Here is a 16,943-nt window from a genome sequence, read left to right as displayed (position 1 = left end):
CATAAACGTCCGCGTAAAAGTTATCAATCTTCCTGATAGGTTATTTAGATGACCGTCCAAAGATCGCTAACTTAAACTGACGTTTGCAAGGGTGACTGATCAGGCATGAGTGAACTCCAGGAAACCGTCGAAAAACTAATTGCTGAGGCCTGTTGTCATCCTCCAGGTAGTCTGAAAAGACAGACTCACCTGACCCAAATCATTCGCCTGATTTCCAATCAGCTTTGGCGGGACCAAGCCCCCTACTATCAAGATGCTCTACAGCAGACCTGGATCTACTTTTGTCGTAATCTGTGCGAAGCAACAACTGGTTGCGCTTACGATCCTGACAAGGCTAATGTCGTTACCTGGTTAAACGCTTACCTTAAGCGTCGCCTCCAGGACGGCTACATCAATACACAAAAGCAATACGCTACCACGGCATATCCATCCACTTCCTCAGATTCAGAGGGAAAACCTTTGGACCCGATTGACAGCTTACCTGCCCCACCAGATATTCCCCCGCTGCTGGCAGAAGTTCAAGCCTGGGCAGAGGCCGATGCTGATGGCGTCCTGGCTGACACCCACATTAAAGGTCAGCCTCAGATTACCTGTCAGCTGCTGATTCTAAAGCGATTGCCGCCAGAAACTCCATGGAAAGAGTTAGCTGCACAGCTAGAGGTGTCTGTGAGTACCTTGAGTAGCTTTTACCAGCGTCAGTGCATTCCATTATTAAAAGAATTTGGTCGAGTCCAGGGTTATCTATAAACCCATTGTGTCTGATTACTATTACGCCAGAGAAAGATGATGACCACACAGTTAACGCTATACCCTCAAGCAGTGCCGCTTCCCATTACTGAACAGGCCCGCACCATGGCCCAGCAATTTGCCAGTGCTCAGCCGACTGCCATCAAGTCAGAGCAGGTGCAGCTAAATACGCTAGCCGTTTTTGCTACCCATGGTTACTGCCAGATGATGGGAATTATCAGCGATTTAGAGCAAAGTGATAGCTGGAATCCAGTGACTCAGATGATGACTGATGTTGCTGACTTGACGCTGCCAGGGCTGGGTCGGTTAGAATGCCGACCTATTCAGACAGGGGCTAATAGTTGTGAAGTCCCCCCTGAAGTATGGGATCTGCGCATCGGGTATGTGGTTGTCTGGATTGATGAAAACTTGAAAATGGCTCATCTACTGGGTTTTACGCCTACCGTTGGTGAAACAGCCTTAACCATTTCAGACCTGCAGCCCCCTGAAACATTGCTACAGCGTATCCATGAGCTGATGCCCTCGAACGCAGTGGCTACATTCTCAGATATGGACCAGTCCCAGCTAGCTGCAACAGCGGTCAAACTTGGCCAATGGCTTAATCAATCATTTGAAGCAGGATGGCTTGCAGTGGAAACCTTGCTTAGTCCAGAACAAGTCAGTCTGGCCTTTAGCTTTAGACATGTCGATGAAACGGATACTGATACTCCATTGGATGCTGTATCTGATGGCCCCTTTGCTGACAGTCTTCTTGATGTCAAACGAGCCAAGCTGATTGATGTTGGAGTGCATCTGGGGGATGTGCAAGTTGTCATGCTGGTGGAAATCCAGAGTGAATCATCTGGGGCAATTAACATTGGGCTACAGGTACATCCTCAAGGTCAACCTTACCTTCCCCCTGACCTTGAACTGGCAGTGCTAGAAACATCGGATACTGTATTTATGGATGCTCGAGCCAGACAGGCTGACAATTATATTCAGTTACAATTCAGCAGTCGTCCTGGTGAGCGCTTTCGGGTACGGCTCCAGTTGGATGGTGTCCAATACCTCGAAGAATTTGTCATGTGAGACTTGAGCGGGCCATGGAGCAGTTGGTTACCTTAAAGTTTGGTAATGGCAGCCTGGAGACTGGGCTACATGTCATTTTGCAAATTGGTGAGTCAGGTCAATTACCCACTGTAGAACTTACTGGGAATTTACCGCCTGCTGTGCAACTACAGCATACGCTGCAGCGCTGGCAAAGGGCATACCGTCGCATGGGCACACCCTATCGTCTGGAGGCTAAAACCGGGTTTGCCAAGAATGTTTCTAGAATAGATGACTGTGATACGGTTGCTCGGCAATTAAATGCTGAATTTAATCGCTGGCTCAGTTCAGATAGCTTTCGCCCTTTATATGACAAACTACTGGAGCGATTAAATCCCAGTGACCACATTCGTATTGTTTTACAAACTGAGCTGTATACTCTCCAACGGTTGCCCTGGCATACTTGGGCTTTGTGCGATCGCTACCCAAAAGCCGAAATTGCCCTGAGTGCCCCTGCCTACGAACGCATTGAACGGCAGACGATACCTCGCTCCAGGGTTAGGATTTTGGCCATTTTAGGCCATGGTCAGGGGCTGGAGCTACAAACTGACCAGGCATTGTTAAACCAATTATCCCAAGCCGATGTGCAATTTTTAGTTGAGCCCGACCGTCAACAGCTAAATGATGTTCTTTGGGATCCGCAGGGATGGGATATTCTCTTTTTTGCTGGACACAGTTCCAGTCAAACGCAGTCAGCAACAGATATCACCGGGAAACTTTATCTCAACCCTGACGACAGTTTAACTGTGCCTGAACTGAAACATGGCCTGAGTAAAGCCATTGAGCGTGGATTAAAGATCGCTATTTTCAATTCCTGTGACGGTCTGGGTTTGGCCCATGATCTGGCAGATTTGCAAATTCCTCAGGTGCTGGTGATGAGAGAACCAGTTCCCGATCCGGTCGCCCATGTGTTTCTCAAATCGTTTTTAACTACATTTTCCCGTCAGGTACCCTTTTATCTTGCAGTCCGAGAAGCCCGAGAAAAGTTACAGGGATTAGAAGACAAATATCCTTGCGCTACCTGGCTGCCGATGATTTACCAACACCTGGTTGAACAACCACCCACCTGGCCAGCCCCACAGCTCGACAACATAGCCAAGCCACCCCACAACATTCCTCAACAACAACAAACACTGGGCCTGAAAGAACTACTTATTATTGGCATTTTTTCAGTATGTACAACCTTAGGATTACGCCAGACTGGGATACTCCAGCCTTGGGAATTACGAGGGTTTGACTTTTTAATGCAACGCCGTTCCCACCAGTTGCCCGATCCGCGACTGTTAATCATCACGGTGACCGAAGCAGATATTCAGGCTCAGGATGCGGCTCAAAGACGGGGTTCCCTTTCAGATGATGCGTTATCAGCGCTGTTAGAGAAGCTAGAACCGATGCAACCCAGGGTGATTGGGTTGGATATCTATCGAGATTTTCCAGTCAGCGATCGTCAGCCACAACTCATTGAGCAGCTGCAGTTACCCAATTTGATCGCGACGTGCCAATCTCGCAATAGCCGTGACGATAGTCCAGGGATTGCCTCGCCGCCAGAAGTGCCCAGCAATCAAGTAGGCTTTAGCGATGTGCTCACCGATGCCGATGGCATTACTCGTCGTCAGTTACTGTCGATAACGCCTGAGCCAGCCTCCCCCTGCCCGGCCAGCTATTCTTTGAATGCCTTAATCGCTCTACACTATCTGTCAGCGCAAGGTATGGACATCACCGTTACCCCTGAGGGGCATCTACAGGCAGGTGAGGTGATCTTTACGCCATTAGAACCCCATAGTGGAGGTTACCAGCGGATGGATGCTGGGGGACATCAAATTTTGCTGAACTATCGCCATTTACCCTCGCCGGATCAAATTGCGGACCAAGTTACCCTCGACGAAGTGTTAGCGGGGCGTGTGAGTGATGATATTGTGCGCGATCGCATTGTTCTGATTGGTACCACTGCCACCAGCTTTGGAGACTATTGGTTAACCCCCTACAGCCATGGACATATGGGCCTACAGGAAACGGCAGGGGTTTTTCTACAGGCCCATATGGTGAGTCATCTCCTGAGCACGGTCCTGGATGGACATCCCCTCATTCGAACCTGGCCTGATTGGGCTGAAATTCTATGGATAGTGAGCTGGACGACCCTTGGTGGTGTCGCGATTTATGGTGTTAACATTTGGATTCCTACACAGCCTCAATGGAGACAGCTACTATTGGTAGGAGTAGTGGCTCAATTTAGTTTATTGAGTCTATGTTGGTTTAGCCTGACACGGTTTGGTTATTGGCTGCCATGGGTATCGGTATCTACTGTAATCATAATTACGGTAGGGAGTGTAGCGACCTACCGTCGTTTCCAGTCAGCTCACGTCTGAATTCATTAACCGGCCAAACACTGTAGGTTCTTCCTCGGAAAAACGACCATTCTGACTGTAGATAAGACTGGTCATCTAGCACGATTATGAAAAGACTTAACACACTTTTCAACTTAATGTTTCCAGTCAGTTTACTGGGTGTTGCCTGGCTATGCTTAGTGCCAATCTCCAGCTTGGCTCAGTCAACCCAAATCAACACTAATATCGAATTTACTCCACCACCTTTAGAAGATCGCGGTCGTCCTCACTCAGGGCGTCGTCAGGGAGCTGCTAGCCGAGGGAGTTGTCAGTTGTTAGAACAGCAAACTGGCCTTACGGCTCTCGTGCCAAATACCCAGGTTCAATTAGAGGACACTGCAGAAACCGCCGACAATGCTTACCTGTCTAACTATGAATCAGTCTTGAGTTTGACAACAGAAGCCTTGCCTGCTTTTTGGTTCTACGTTCCCTACTCCTCTGAAGATATAAAGGAATTTGAGTTTGTTTTACAAGATGAAAGCGGAAATGAAGTCTATCAGGAGACATTTATTTCCCATCATGAAACCCCAGGCATTGTCCAGATTACTCTCCCCGAAACGCTATCCCCTTTGAGATTGGATGCTACCTATCAATGGTTCTTTTTAACTCACTGTGAATCTGGTACAACAGCCCTATCGCCTGAGGTGGGAGGATGGATCCGACGGGTTGAGTTGGTATCTAATTTACAAACACAGCTTGATAATGCCACAGCTTTGGAAATGGCTTCCATTTATGCATCGAATGGTATTTGGCAGAATGCCATCACTATTTTAGGAGAACTCTATCGGGAGTCGCCCGAAAACACCATATTTCGAGATAATTGGAGTAGTTTATTGACATCTATTGACTTAGAAACCATTTCAGAACAGCCACTACTGGAGCCAGTAAGTATCGATTAGGCTAGTCTGTAGTTTCAAAGAAATGCTACATCAAACTAATTGAAGAGAAGCTGTAATTAGTTTGGATTATTTGAAAGTTCTGGGAACGACTATTTCAAAGTTTTGAACCAGAGATAGTCATGCTCTACAGTTGAAATATCCTAGCTATGAGGGATACTTATTGGTTGTGAGATCAGGCTTTTACGAAAAGAAATAAGAATTTTAGTGTAAGTCTGATAAGGGAAATGCAAATGAATAACACACCAGTCAAATGGGAATAATAGTGACGTCCCACTTTGGCAATTGCTCAGAGCGTTGCCACTGCTGTTCAAGCTTGGCGAGTTCTTCAGGCGATGCCTTGACGCCCTTGTGATAAACCTTGTCAACCAAATCGACAACGGGTGTACATCCTCTCCAAGTCATGTTGGCAGCCCACCGTAGGGCATCTTCAACAGTCTTGAGAATCGTTCCATTCCAGTAGTTTTCTAACGCAGCCCAACACCGTTCAATCGCATTATATTTGCTGTGGTAAGGCGGGTAGTAAATCAATTGGATGCATAAACGACTCGCCTGAGCAAAAGCTACGATACGTTTGATGAACTGAGTGCGATGACTGTTGAGCGATGGACCGTTATCCAAGTTGATGACCAATTGCTCAATCTCAACATACTCGTCTGCATAGGTCAGCCACCACTCTTCTAGGCCTTTGTATAGAGGACACTGTTGGCGAACTTAAATTTCGGCAACTAAGCAGCAGGTTCTAGCGCCTTAAATCGAGACACTCTCGTTTTGGCTAATGGAACTTCCTGAAACCAGTTGAATAATCGATCAATATTAACCGCCGCGCCAATTGCCATATTCTGCAAGTGAGTCTTAGCCATGCCCATATAGCGAGAACGCCGTAGACCGCAACTATTCACGCCTTGAGCAATTGTGCCCTCGATGCCAGCACGGCGACGATAACGCTCCTGACCTTCGGTTGTCGTTTGTATGGATCGAGCTTTTTCTAATGCCTTGTGTTCGTCTTGGGGCAGCAGATGCAGTGTGCGGCCAACAGTTGGCTTAGCTTTGGTGCACAGTGAGCGAACTGGGCAACCAACGCAGTCTTGAGGGTCAAACCTAGCCAGAATATAGGGTTTTCCGGAATCGCGGTTGTACGTTTTCCACGCCTGAGAGATTTTACCTTCTGGGCAAGTTACCTGTTCGTTATCCCAATCAATCTTGAAGTAATCTAAATTAAAGGCTCCTTCAGTTCGTGTCTGCCAACTGGTGTCAAAGCGAGCTGGCCCAATCATCTCGATGTTTTGATTCTGTGCATTTACCAGCAGGAACGCATTAATATAGGCGGTATCGGCAAAGTGCTCTTCAGGCCGAAGATGCTTGTCGATTAGTGCCTGGTGAATGTCATCAACGCACTGTGCTTCATGGACACTGGCATCAGTGGTCATCACATGAGTAATCAAATGACAGCTATCATCATCGCAGGTTTCACTCAAGTGGGTGATATAGCCTGTCCAAGTGGTGCCACAGCGCCGACGATAGCGTACGTCCGTGTCATAGGGTGATTCGACAGTTGGTGTCTTCTTTGTTAGCTGTTTGTCGCTTTTCCAACGCAGGCTCGGACCATCCTCCTGATGGTTGTATTCATAGTGATATGGCCACAGTTCCTCTAGTGCTTGCACTGTCTTGAGAGCCTGGCCTTCAGCAGATAGCTTTGATTCAGATAGGCATTTGAGTAGATAAGCTCCATCTTCTCCAACCTGTTGCGCGTAGGCGATACGCTCTGCTGGCTTTGATGGCAGCCGGTAGTCTTCTATGCGTCGTCCATAGCGTTGATACCAGTCTTCAGGTGCTATCTGTTGTAACCAGTCAGGAGCCAATACTGCTAAGTCATTGAGGGCGGCGCGAAGAGTCTCTCCAACTACTTCTAAACGGTTCAGACTACGAATGGCTCCCAGGACACGGGTTGAGTCAGTCCGTTGCTTGCCTCCGGCTTTGACTAGGCCTAATTCTCCGCAGCGGACCAGCAATTTATCCAGTAGCAAATGCTCGACGTTGCCTGCGATTAAACGGTCTCGAAATTCACTTAAAACACTATAGTTGAAGCCAATGTCAGTCAGCTCTAGCCGCAGCAGATATTTCCAGTCGATACGTGAGCGTACGGCTTCAGCGGCTTGTCGGTCGGATAGGTTTTCACGGAACTGCATGATAGTGACCAAAGCCAGCCGCCACGGTGGAATGGCCGACTGACCGACCTTTGAAAATAGCTCGCTGAAGTCGGTATCTTCAAAGATAGGGCCGAGTTCATCATGCAGCGTCACGTAGGGATTGCCTTTAGCGAATACGGCTTTAGCAACTCGCAGCGTATCAGCGGGTACTGGCGATTCTGGTTGAGGCTTTAGGGACATGGTGTTCTTCCTTCAGGACACGCTTTAGCGATCACACTTACTGATAGCGATAGATCGGTCTCAGCTTAGTGGTTTTTCAATACTTCTGGAGTTCGCCAACAGTGTCCTATACAAAGGCCGACTTGACCAGAGTTTTCTCATTTCAAAAGGGTGGAGTAATATCCTCCACAGCAATCAACCGCAGAGAAAATCTTTTGCAGTTTACAGCAAGAACTTTTTGCTGGTGGCACTGGATGACCTCATAAGATTGGTGGCAAAGACTAATGAGATCTCCAGGCCGAAGGCCCTTTATCACTTTGTCCTTCGAGGAATCCGGTTTATTAATCATCCTCATCCTGCGTCTCAGCAACTAACAGAATGACACAATCACCACAAATGAGACGAGTCTTCGGTTTTGCCCAGGCATTGGTGCCACATTGGGGGCAAGAATATTTTGTTTTGCTGGCTCCCTTTTTAGCCTTCAGACGAAGGCGCTCTTCACTGTGTAACTCTACATAAGGCAGAGTTACCCCTTGGGCAATCAGCTCCTTACAGCAGGTATCAAAGGCTCCGTCTTTGATAATGTAGTGAGTCATTCTGGAGCCAGTCACTTTACCACCAGGGGCTCCCGTCGAGGTAGGCATAAGCCCGATAGATTTCATTTTCTGAGCCCATTCCTTATTATGGTAGCCATTCTTGCTCGGCTTACCATGGCGAAACTGCCACAGGTGAACCATTTCATGAGCCAGGGTGGAAAGAATTTCCTCAACCGATCTGCTCTTAAAATGGACTGGGTTCAGGGCGATCTCATCAGTAGTTTCGTCGCCATCACGGGTAGTAAACCGCTGGCCTGCAAAATACCCGTAGGCACCTCGTTTCCGCTGCATGGTGATCAGGCATCCTGGCAAAGCGTTACGAAAGAGCTTGGCATTGAAGTATGCATACGCTCTATTTAGTTCGTCATAGGTTCGTTTTGTAGGAGTTGCAGTCGTTACGGTCATCAGGATGACTCATTTCAGAGTTAATAAATCGTACGATTTAAATACTAGAGTATGCCCGATTGAGCTTGAATAAGTAACTTAATTGATTAGTTTAATCGTACGAGTTAATTTTTAGAATCAAAGATGGCTACTGTGGTTACTGGCGCTTGTATAGAGATGAATCCTAACCCAGCTACCAGGGCAAACGATTTCGGGTCTTCTTAGACTCATCCCTAACAATATTGAGAATCGCTTCGTTAACCGCTTCTTGTTCCTGATGGGGCAGACTGCCGATCCACCTTTCGAGTTCTACAGCGGTGAGCACTTCGTTAGCCATGTATGCCTGCTGAACTATTTCAGGCAAAGTTGATCGGTCTCTACGTTTTCCACCAGTTGCCTTGTACAGTTCACGTACACCACATCCAAAAAGTTCAGCAGTTTCTTCTTGTACAGCATCGTTATAACAATCTCCTCCGTTAGCCTTGATGCTATCAGTGAAGCGTTTGAATATCTTTCCCCCATCAGTCCTACCTCGTTTGTCAGGTAGCCTCTCTGAATCACCTGATAGGGTTAATTGATGCTCCGAGGGTTGCGTTTCCTGCTCCTGCCGCCAAAAGTCTAAGAACCCCATTATTTTTTACGTCCTCGCGTTCTTCGGTAGTGAAATCATCAGTCGTAAATACAACCTCTAACCCATGACGGATGATGTCTAAACCATCCTCGAACATTAGGAACTCATCTAAAATCTGATGTCTGTATGGATATAGCGAATCGGACTCGTGGAAATTCAACCCGTGGGTAATCAACATGTGGGAATCGAGCGTCGTTTCATACAGCCAGGTAGAGTACAACCGGCACAACGCATTGATCCAAGTCCGCTTATACCGTCGATCTCCGTAACTACGAATTTCAGACACGTAATTTTGCGGCGGACTGGTCAATTCGCCTTTCCAAGAATTGAGCTTCCGCCAAAGTTTGAATACCTGGTCTTTTAGCGCATACATCTTCATGGGCCAAGTATACCAAACGCTGAAACGTCGAGGCTACGTTACTTCAAAGTGTAAAGCAAATGACCTGTAACACCCTGAAAACTACTTTATTCCCGATTTAGGCAATACATTTGCCACACTTTCACATTACGAATTCATAGCATTTGAATGTGACCAATGGGGTGATACGCTCTCAACTCAATTCCCCCCTTTTATTTAGCCTGAATAAGTAGGCATTTAGTGTAACCGCAAGTTGATGGTCGAAAGTACTTCAACTTGCCCGTCGCATTCTGCGATTTAGGCAACGGGTCTGCCCCTTGGCTAGCAATTTGCGGTCTTGGTCAGCGCATCGGCTCTTAACCCACGATTGAACGGTTCGATTTTAAACGGATCAAATCACCGCTTGTAGTATCATCAACCACAATATCCTAGAGACCTACCTCACTGACCAGTAACAAAAACTAACAACATTAACGTTTATGTCAGAGAAGAGACATTGATCCACTCTAGGAATATTCTAAATACATGAGCTGAAAAGCTCGCAAACACGACAAAGGAGGTCAACAATCGATATCTCAACAAAATCGTTTGACGGCTCAATACCAGCACCCAACCAGGTCACTGATATTTCTTCTTGCTTGCACTAGAGAGCATTGTTTTTAGTCAAGATTACTCTTCTAACAATAACTCTTGAGCGTCTTGATCTAATGTAGAAGAGTTCCTCAGGTAGATCGTTCTGGGTGTTGTTGTGCTTTAAAGCGCCCCTAGACCAATCGCCCAACACTACACCTCACTGAGCCATGGCCTAAGGCAGCCCAAGAATCCTTCAGTTAATATCAAAACAACTCATTACGCTGTGATCACACACCTAACCTAAGAAGAAATGATGGTTGTGTAAGCAGACGGTGGGATTATTCTGCTAAGGGGGTGGTCTGCCACATATCGGCATACAGTGGATTCACGGACAAAGCATACTATTGCATAACTTCCTATCTCGAACCCTATATCGCCTAAATGAATTTAGGTAAGTAAACAGCACACTGTATTACTTAAGCCTCTATATCTAAACCGAAGCCCCTATGGACACTAAGGTTCATGGGGGCTTCTTATATTGAATTGATATTGGCCGGTTGCGTATAGCCCAAAGGGCATGGCTGCGCTAAGGAGGAGCCGCTCCAGCGGAACATCGCATCCTAGCTTTCGCCCACATCCAACAACTCTAACCGCTGAGGTACCTCATGTTCATTAGTGAAAAAGTAGGCCTCTACTAAAGCAGTAGCATCGAGTTTTTCTAAAAGGTGAGCTGCATATTTTTTAGCCTGGTCTTTGACAGTCTTACGCTTACCCTGATTACTTTTTCTCCTGGTTTTGCCAGTCCCCAGCCGATTATCGCCAGTCAGGGCAATGTATTTCACCTCTACAACGGCAAAGCAGCCATTGCCATCAGTAAAGACTAAATCTCCGCGTCCTTCGTTTGCTCGGCCTGGCTCTACTTCCCATTCGTCATCAATAACAAAAGGGTAATCAGGCAACAGTGCTTTGCTATCCAAAACAAACCGCCGTTTTAGTGCTTGCTCACCGGCTTGGTCCCAGTTGCGTCCCTTAAAGTAATCTCGCAGCACTTGATCACGATGTTCGATATCAGATCGATTCATTCTCAGGATAGGTATCACAACTAGTAAATTCAGGGCGTTCAGCCTTAGTTACTCTGTTAAAACAAATTGAAGTTGCGATCGCAACCGCCTAGCCACACCTCTATCACCACATTTCTTCAGCCAAACTCAGAAACCCGTTAAGACTGGCATATTCTTGGGCGGGGTGCCATACCAGTTAAGTTGTCAATACCTTGGTGGGTTATTGCTTGCAGAATCGCTTGCGATAATCGCTAGGAGCGACCCTCACAACGCGGTGAAATGAACGCCTCATCGAATCGGCGCTGCCGAACCCGCAATTTTTTGCAATGGCATCAAGCGATTGGTCTGTCTCTTCAAGACTCCTACGCGCTGCTTCGACCCGCAGTTTCTCAACGAACGCAGCAGGTGTCTGACCGACTTCGTTACGAAAAACTCGCGAGAAGTTCCGAAGGCTCATGTTAGCTCGTTCGGACATTGCTTCGACGGAAAGATTCCTTGATAGGTTGTCTGCGGCCCACGCAATCAGTTCGTTAATGGAGTCTCGTTCGACGTGTTGTGATTCCAACGTGGTACTAAACTGAGACTGCCCACCGGGACGCCGCATAAACACGACAAGATTTCGGGCACAGTCGAGTGCCATAGCTCGCCCTAAGTCTTCTTCTACAAGAGCTAGCGTAAGGTCGATACCGGCTGTAACTCCGGCTGACGTATAGACGTTTCGATCCTTAACGAAGATTGAATCGCCCTGGACATCAACTTTTGGAAAGCGAGCAGACAATTCATCAATCCCTCGCCAATGAGTCGTTGCCTTCTTGCCGTCTAAGAGCCCGGCTGCAGCTAGAAAAAACGCTCCTGCACAGATTGAGACAACGCGGCGAGATCGTCTCGCGAGGCGTTGTAGCACCTTTAATGAGCGATCTGTCGGTTCTGCTATCCAATCCAAGTTGGCTGCTGGGACAATCAGCGTATCGATAGCACCGCAGCAAGAAGTCGCCGATCGGTGGCTTACCATTGAAATCCCTCCACCGGAGACGATCGTCGCGGAGTCATCGCCGCTAACCAGCTCCAGGTCGTAAGGCGGTATCTTGGTACAACTTAGGGTGTTTGCCAGTGAGAGTACCTCCCACGGTCCTGTCAGGTCAAGAAGTGCCACTTGCGGGAACGCAATAAACACAACACGGCGAGATTTTTCTTTTGAAGTATCTATGGGGCGTTTTTTCATCTAGCTTCCTTTATTTCTTAGTGTGGCCGAATTTGTCGGAATATTGTCATTTACGCCAAATTTAATGTCAAGTATAACTGTGATTGTGTTGGGTATTGGACTCAGCACGTTGAGTAAATGACATCACAGAGGAGAAAAAATGACTGATTTACCAACCAACTGGCCCCACTACGTTATCGGCATTGTGATCTATCCCGGTATGACCACATTGGACATCGTTGGCCCGCAAACGGTGTTTGCTGGGTTGCCTAACGTTGACATTCATCGCGTTTGGAAAACCCTAGAGCCTGTGACCGGAGACGATGGCATGATTGTTGTGCCAGATACTACGTTTGCGGATTGTCCACCGGTCGATGTCATCTGTATCGGCGGCGGTCGTGGACAGAGCGCAATTGTCGATGACCCTGAGATACTTAGTTTTCTAAAAGTACAAGGCGAAAAAGCTAAGTTTGTGACCTCCGTTTGCGGTGGCTCTGAGTTTCTAGGCAAAGCAGGGCTGCTCGAAGGCTATCGCGCCGCTACTCACTGGGCAGCCCGTCCGCTGCTTGCTAAATTGGGCGTTGAAGTCGGCACCGAGCGTGTGGTTATAGATCGCAATCGGATGACGGGCGGTGGTGTCACAGCCGGGATTGACTTTGGTTTAACGGTTGCCAAAGTCCTCTACGGTGAAGATGTTGCCAAAATCAACCAGCTTTTGATGGAATACGACCCAGCGCCGCCTTACGATGTGGGCTCACCAGAGAAAGCGGGGCCTGAGCTGGTAGAAAAATCGATGCAGTACATGATCCAGACAATGGGTGCCAAACTATAACCACTCATCAGCACATTGTATGGAAGACGATCGCCTCAAGTTGATATCGACACTACAGTCAAACATTCGAATTGCGGCTGTAGCTGAAGGTGTATCGTTGCTTGCTTTACTATTGGTCGCGGTTCCTTTGAAGAGATTAGCTGACCTTGAGATAGCTACGGCAATTGCAAGCCCTTGTCACGGTTTTTTCTTAGTCGTTTATCTTGTCTTATTGATCGAAGCGGTCGCGGCAGAAGCGCTACCTATTCTAGTGCTGCTGCTAGCTGTTGTTGTTGCGCCTATTCCATTTGCCACGTTCATTATTGAACGGAAGTTTGTATCACAGATAAATCAAGAATCGGAGTAATGGTTTATACCCTCCTGAAAGTCTTTCACATTACCGCAATGGCGCTTTGGCTAGGTGGAATGTTCACCTTCTCACTTATCGGCACTATTGCGGATAAAGAGAATGCAGCCGCGTTGCGCACTCTTTTTGGAAAAATCGTGACGCCAGCAATGCTGGCAACTTGGGCTGCTGGCCTGAGTTTAGCGACGATTGGTGGCTGGTTTAATATCGCTACATGGCCCCTTGTAAAGATCACAGGTGCTTTCATTTTGTCTGGTGTACATGGAATGGTTGCAGGTCGTTTGACACGACATGCTAGTGAAGAATACGCAAATGAATGCGCTAGTAAAGAACAAACCTCTGACGTTTCACTCTCGATAGCAGCACCAGTTGTTACAGCGCTAGTTATGGTTATCCTCATCTTTGTTGCAACGACCAAGCCGTTCTAGATATCAACTGATAGAAACAACAATATATGTAATCAAAGAGGATTATGATCCCGGTTTTAGAGGTAAAAGATCTGACCAAGCACTTTGGTCAAATGCTTGTTTTACGCGGCGTGAATCTATCGGCAGAGCGAGGCACGGTGCTGGGTGTACTAGGGCCGAATGGGTCTGGAAAGACAACAACGATCAACTGCTTGACAACGCTGCTGGTGCCGGATGGGGGCGTGGCAAAGATTGCAGGGTATGACGTTGTAGATGACCCTGCGGCGGTGCGTTCTCTTATTGGTTTAACAGGACAATTTGCGGCGGTGGATGAGACGCTGACGGCTAGAGAGAATCTGGTTTTGTTTGGGCGATTACTCAGGCTAAGCAATAAGGTTGCAAGGCAGCGAGCGGATGAGTTGCTGACACAATTTGAGCTGACTGAGGCGGGTAATCGGTCAGTCAAAACGTTTTCGGGTGGAATGCGGCGACGACTGGATCTGGCTGCAAGTATTGTGGTGTCACCGTTGGTATTGTTTTTAGATGAGCCAACAACAGGGCTAGATCCGCGTAGTCGGCAACAACTTTGGTCAGTGGTGCAAGACCTGAAGGCGCAGGGGATTACGATTGTGCTGACGACGCAGTACTTGGAAGAGGCGGATGCGTTGGCGGATCGAATTGTGGTGATTGATCGCGGGCAGGTCATTGCACAGGGAACTGTTGACGAGTTGAAAGATCGGGTAGGGGGTCGATTTTGCGAGTTTCAGCTAGAGCGTATAGCAGATTTAGAAAGTGTGAAAATTGTACTTGAGGAAATGGGTTTTGACTACGCTCAGGCCACGGGTGAAGGGCAGGAAAAGGCAGGAAAAACACTGGCGGTGCCAGCTCTTAATGGAGCAAGGACGCTAACTGAAATTGTGTCGAAGTTGGAGCGTGAAGGGATTGTACTAGAAGATATATCCTTGCGTAGACCTAGTTTGGATGATGTGTTTTTCGCGCTGACAGGTCATACCACTTAGATGAACAATATGAAGGCTGATGATAATGTGGCTATATTAGCCAAAGAGATGGTGCCTCGCCGGAAAGAGACAGGTTTGCGGCGAGCGGTGAGAGATAGTTGGCTGATTACAGGTCGAAACTTGAAGCGGCTGAAGCGCAATCCGATTGTGATTGTAGCGACTGTGATCTTCCCGATGGTCTTCTTTCTAGGCTTTTGGATGATTGGACAAAAGCTATTTGCTGCACAAGGAATTGACTATATACAGTACCTGCTGCCAATTGTGAATTTGCAGGCGCTGTACTTTTCTGGGTTTGGGTCGGCAATTATGCTGGCACAAGATATTGAATCAGGGATGATGCAGCGGTGTCGGGCAATGCCGATTTCGCGAGTGGCTGTGGTGGTTGGCTTAGTGGCCTCTTACACGGTGCGCGGGCTATTATCGACGATAGTACTGATGCGGATCGCTTCTGCGTTAGGTTTTCGATTCAGCGGCGGATTGATTGCGGCGCTGGGCTATCTATTCCTGGTGCTCATCTTTACGGCAACTTGCATCATGGGATTTAGCGTTTTGGCGCTGAAGTTGCGCAAGCCGACCTTAGTAAAAGCCGTGGCGATTGTTCCTTATGCACCGCTGGTAAAGCTAAGTAATGGGTTTAGCCCAACTGAGAATTTTCCAGAATGGTTACAGCCGTTTGTTCGCTATCAACCAGTGAGCGTAACTTGTGATGCGTTGCGAGCGTTGGTTGCGGGCAGCGAAGGACGTTTATTTTCGTTTGGGGCTAGCTCTTTATGGTTAGCTGTTCTGCTGCTTGCTTTGGGTGTGTGGTCGGTGAGGCTATATCGCCGATTAGGTAGCGCTGTTTGAATGGTCGTACTTGGTTAGACGCTCCATGAACTTTGATCAGCAGGCGATCTCGCAAATGGTCGCAGATAGAAAAGAAGGTGGATTAGGGCGAGCGTTTCACGATGTAGTAATCGTAGCCTGGCGAAATATCTTGATAGATTTGAGAAATCCGGCAGAAGTTCTGGCCTCCACCGCCTTTTCAATCTCTTTACTATGTGTATTCACAGCTAGCTTTGCGCGGGTGGTCAATCCAGGGGGCAGTTTTTCGGAATATGCTCAGTTTTTACTACCGTTTACGATTGTTCAAGGGCTGCTATTTAATACAGTGAATGTCGGCATCGCCTTCTATAACGACTTAGAGGGTGGAATGGATATGCGGCTTCGAGCCATGCCGATTGCGCGTCTCTCTGCGGTAGGCGGAAGGCTGATTTCGGCAGGGGTACGTTTGTTGTTTCAAGTTTTAGGCTCTGTGTTAGTGGCCCATTTACTGGGATTTCGCTTTTCGGGCGGTCTATTGGGCGCGATTGGATTTTTTTTGCTGCCAGTGATATTTACGCTCTCAATTGCGATGATTTCTCTCTATGTTGCAACTGAGGCGAAATCGGCTGAGGCTATTTCAGCGGCGATGAATCCGTGGATATTACCACTGACGTTTTTGAGCGTTGGTTACGTGCCGAAAGAAGCATTTCCGGATTGGATTGTTGGATTTGTTGTTCGGAATCCGGTTTCGATAGCGTCTGATGCGATGCGAAAATTGGCTACTCATGAATCTGCAATAGGTTCCGGAATGGCAACCCTGGCCTGGAGCCTGGTACTTTTTGGAGTGTTTGGCTGGCTGACTTTGAGAGCCTATCGAAAGCGGCTCTAGGCTACGTGTCAGCATAAGGTATAGCCGTCTGCAAGTATGTATGGCTGGTAAAAGTCGGCTTTTCTCGCGCTCTGAAAATATTACATACCAATGCTTTCAGGGGATTTGGCAGTCCTGTTCAAGATCGTTGTGTGAGACGTTTTCCGAAACCAGCTCTGTCTGGAGGATGGAAAACAAGGAGAGAATCTTGACAACTGATATCTCGATGAGGGTGAAAGTCTCTCTCTCCAATTGGTGGAGTGACAGCATACCCCCCAGGTTCGCTAGTTTTACCCTCAATACCAAATTTGAGAGCAACTTTTTCGATATGAATATCGGCAAAGGCTGTGTTACAAAACTATGGGCTCTTTCTTTAGAGAA

At 47.6% G+C, this 16,943-nt stretch carries 15 protein-coding genes and 1 pseudogene; 10 read left to right on the top strand and 6 right to left on the bottom strand.

Going from position 1 to position 16,943, the window contains the following annotated elements; all coding sequences use genetic code 11:
- The first annotated feature begins 105 nt into the window (after positions 1-105).
- The 4 genes from QGP82_RS08020 (at position 106) to QGP82_RS08005 (ending at position 5,116) form a co-directional block, all read left to right on the top strand.
- Positions 106-747 carry a sigma-70 family RNA polymerase sigma factor gene (locus QGP82_RS08020; protein WP_499058265.1) on the top strand — a complete coding sequence of 214 codons (642 nt, stop codon included), beginning with the start codon at positions 106-108 and terminating at the stop codon, positions 745-747.
- Between the two features lie 39 nt (positions 748-786).
- Positions 787-1,815, top strand: coding sequence for a DUF1822 family protein (locus QGP82_RS08015; RefSeq protein WP_499058262.1), 1,029 nt, complete (start codon positions 787-789; stop codon positions 1,813-1,815).
- Positions 1,816-1,829: 14 nt separating this feature from the next.
- Positions 1,830-4,199, top strand: a complete 2,370-nt coding sequence (locus QGP82_RS08010) for a CHASE2 domain-containing protein (protein ID WP_499058260.1) — start codon at positions 1,830-1,832, stop codon at positions 4,197-4,199.
- A gap of 86 nt (positions 4,200-4,285) precedes the next feature.
- Positions 4,286-5,116, top strand: a complete 831-nt coding sequence (locus QGP82_RS08005; protein ID WP_163670222.1) for a DUF928 domain-containing protein — start codon at positions 4,286-4,288, stop codon at positions 5,114-5,116.
- A 246-nt stretch (positions 5,117-5,362) separates the two neighbouring features.
- Here QGP82_RS08005 and QGP82_RS08000 read toward each other — a convergent pair.
- From QGP82_RS08000 to QGP82_RS07975, 6 genes and pseudogenes are all read right to left on the bottom strand, one after another.
- Positions 5,363-5,785, bottom strand: a pseudogene (locus tag QGP82_RS08000) (ISAzo13-like element transposase-related protein); the annotation flags it as partial.
- A gap of 56 nt (positions 5,786-5,841) precedes the next feature.
- On the bottom strand, positions 5,842-7,503 hold the full coding sequence (locus QGP82_RS07995) for an IS1182 family transposase (protein ID WP_499058258.1): 1,662 nt from the start codon (positions 7,501-7,503) through the stop codon (positions 5,842-5,844).
- A 320-nt stretch (positions 7,504-7,823) separates the two neighbouring features.
- Positions 7,824-8,483: a SprT-like domain-containing protein gene (locus QGP82_RS07990; RefSeq protein ID WP_499058256.1), complete on the bottom strand. Its 660-nt coding sequence runs from the start codon at positions 8,481-8,483 to the stop codon at positions 7,824-7,826.
- A 172-nt stretch (positions 8,484-8,655) separates the two neighbouring features.
- Complete coding sequence (locus tag QGP82_RS07985) at positions 8,656-9,093, bottom strand: hypothetical protein (RefSeq protein WP_006513347.1); 438 nt, start codon at positions 9,091-9,093, stop codon at positions 8,656-8,658.
- Positions 9,094-10,644: 1,551 nt separating this feature from the next.
- Positions 10,645-11,106, bottom strand: a complete 462-nt coding sequence (locus tag QGP82_RS07980) for a hypothetical protein (RefSeq protein WP_499058254.1) — start codon at positions 11,104-11,106, stop codon at positions 10,645-10,647.
- Between the two features lie 199 nt (positions 11,107-11,305).
- Positions 11,306-12,307 (bottom strand): GlxA family transcriptional regulator, encoded by a 1,002-nt coding sequence (locus QGP82_RS07975; RefSeq protein ID WP_499058252.1) that lies wholly within the window; start codon positions 12,305-12,307, stop codon positions 11,306-11,308.
- A gap of 139 nt (positions 12,308-12,446) precedes the next feature.
- Here QGP82_RS07975 and QGP82_RS07970 point away from each other — a divergent pair, with 139 nt between their 5' ends.
- Genes QGP82_RS07970 through QGP82_RS07945 form a run of 6 tightly spaced genes read left to right on the top strand, consistent with a single transcriptional unit; the run spans position 12,447 to position 16,583 of the window.
- Complete coding sequence (locus QGP82_RS07970) at positions 12,447-13,118, top strand: DJ-1/PfpI family protein (protein WP_499058250.1); 672 nt, start codon at positions 12,447-12,449, stop codon at positions 13,116-13,118.
- Positions 13,119-13,137: 19 nt separating this feature from the next.
- Positions 13,138-13,464, top strand: coding sequence for a DUF3817 domain-containing protein (locus QGP82_RS07965; protein ID WP_499058248.1), 327 nt, complete (start codon positions 13,138-13,140; stop codon positions 13,462-13,464).
- Positions 13,464-13,892 carry a CopD family protein gene (locus tag QGP82_RS07960; protein ID WP_499058246.1) on the top strand — a complete coding sequence of 143 codons (429 nt, stop codon included), beginning with the start codon at positions 13,464-13,466 and terminating at the stop codon, positions 13,890-13,892. The genes QGP82_RS07965 and QGP82_RS07960 overlap by 1 nt, the downstream gene beginning before the upstream one ends.
- A gap of 44 nt (positions 13,893-13,936) precedes the next feature.
- Entirely contained in the window at positions 13,937-14,890 is a 954-nt protein-coding gene (locus tag QGP82_RS07955) for an ATP-binding cassette domain-containing protein (RefSeq protein WP_499058244.1), read from the top strand.
- 9 nt (positions 14,891-14,899) lie between these two features.
- Positions 14,900-15,736, top strand: coding sequence for an ABC transporter permease (locus QGP82_RS07950; RefSeq protein ID WP_499058242.1), 837 nt, complete (start codon positions 14,900-14,902; stop codon positions 15,734-15,736).
- Between the two features lie 25 nt (positions 15,737-15,761).
- Positions 15,762-16,583 carry an ABC transporter permease gene (locus tag QGP82_RS07945; protein ID WP_499058240.1) on the top strand — a complete coding sequence of 274 codons (822 nt, stop codon included), beginning with the start codon at positions 15,762-15,764 and terminating at the stop codon, positions 16,581-16,583.
- The last annotated feature ends 360 nt before the right edge of the window (positions 16,584-16,943 follow it).

Source organism: Leptothoe sp. LEGE 181152 (assembly GCF_032906605.1).
Taxonomy (GTDB): Bacteria; Cyanobacteriota; Cyanobacteriia; order Phormidesmidales; family Phormidesmidaceae; genus Leptothoe; species Leptothoe turfae.
Note: the sequence above shows the minus strand (reverse complement) of the source record. Positions and strands in the feature narration are given on the sequence as shown.

What these genes read in the sequence shown, in the direction of transcription:
- QGP82_RS08020 (WP_499058265.1), top strand. Translation starts at nt 106, where the DNA reads ATGAGTGAACTCCAGGAAACCGTCGAAAAACTAATTGCTGAGGCCTGT.
- QGP82_RS07970 (WP_499058250.1), top strand. Translation starts at nt 12,447, where the DNA reads ATGACTGATTTACCAACCAACTGGCCCCACTACGTTATCGGCATTGTG.
- QGP82_RS07965 (WP_499058248.1), top strand. Translation starts at nt 13,138, where the DNA reads ATGGAAGACGATCGCCTCAAGTTGATATCGACACTACAGTCAAACATT.
- QGP82_RS07980 (WP_499058254.1), bottom strand. Translation starts at nt 11,106, where the DNA reads ATGAATCGATCTGATATCGAACATCGTGATCAAGTGCTGCGAGATTAC.
- QGP82_RS08005 (WP_163670222.1), top strand. Translation starts at nt 4,286, where the DNA reads ATGAAAAGACTTAACACACTTTTCAACTTAATGTTTCCAGTCAGTTTA.
- QGP82_RS07975 (WP_499058252.1), bottom strand. Translation starts at nt 12,307, where the DNA reads ATGAAAAAACGCCCCATAGATACTTCAAAAGAAAAATCTCGCCGTGTT.
- QGP82_RS08015 (WP_499058262.1), top strand. Translation starts at nt 787, where the DNA reads ATGACCACACAGTTAACGCTATACCCTCAAGCAGTGCCGCTTCCCATT.
- QGP82_RS07960 (WP_499058246.1), top strand. Translation starts at nt 13,464, where the DNA reads ATGGTTTATACCCTCCTGAAAGTCTTTCACATTACCGCAATGGCGCTT.
- QGP82_RS07945 (WP_499058240.1), top strand. Translation starts at nt 15,762, where the DNA reads ATGAACTTTGATCAGCAGGCGATCTCGCAAATGGTCGCAGATAGAAAA.
- QGP82_RS07990 (WP_499058256.1), bottom strand. Translation starts at nt 8,483, where the DNA reads ATGACCGTAACGACTGCAACTCCTACAAAACGAACCTATGACGAACTA.
- QGP82_RS07950 (WP_499058242.1), top strand. Translation starts at nt 14,900, where the DNA reads ATGAAGGCTGATGATAATGTGGCTATATTAGCCAAAGAGATGGTGCCT.
- QGP82_RS07995 (WP_499058258.1), bottom strand. Translation starts at nt 7,503, where the DNA reads ATGTCCCTAAAGCCTCAACCAGAATCGCCAGTACCCGCTGATACGCTG.
- QGP82_RS07985 (WP_006513347.1), bottom strand. Translation starts at nt 9,093, where the DNA reads ATGGGGTTCTTAGACTTTTGGCGGCAGGAGCAGGAAACGCAACCCTCG.
- QGP82_RS08010 (WP_499058260.1), top strand. Translation starts at nt 1,830, where the DNA reads ATGGAGCAGTTGGTTACCTTAAAGTTTGGTAATGGCAGCCTGGAGACT.
- QGP82_RS07955 (WP_499058244.1), top strand. Translation starts at nt 13,937, where the DNA reads ATGATCCCGGTTTTAGAGGTAAAAGATCTGACCAAGCACTTTGGTCAA.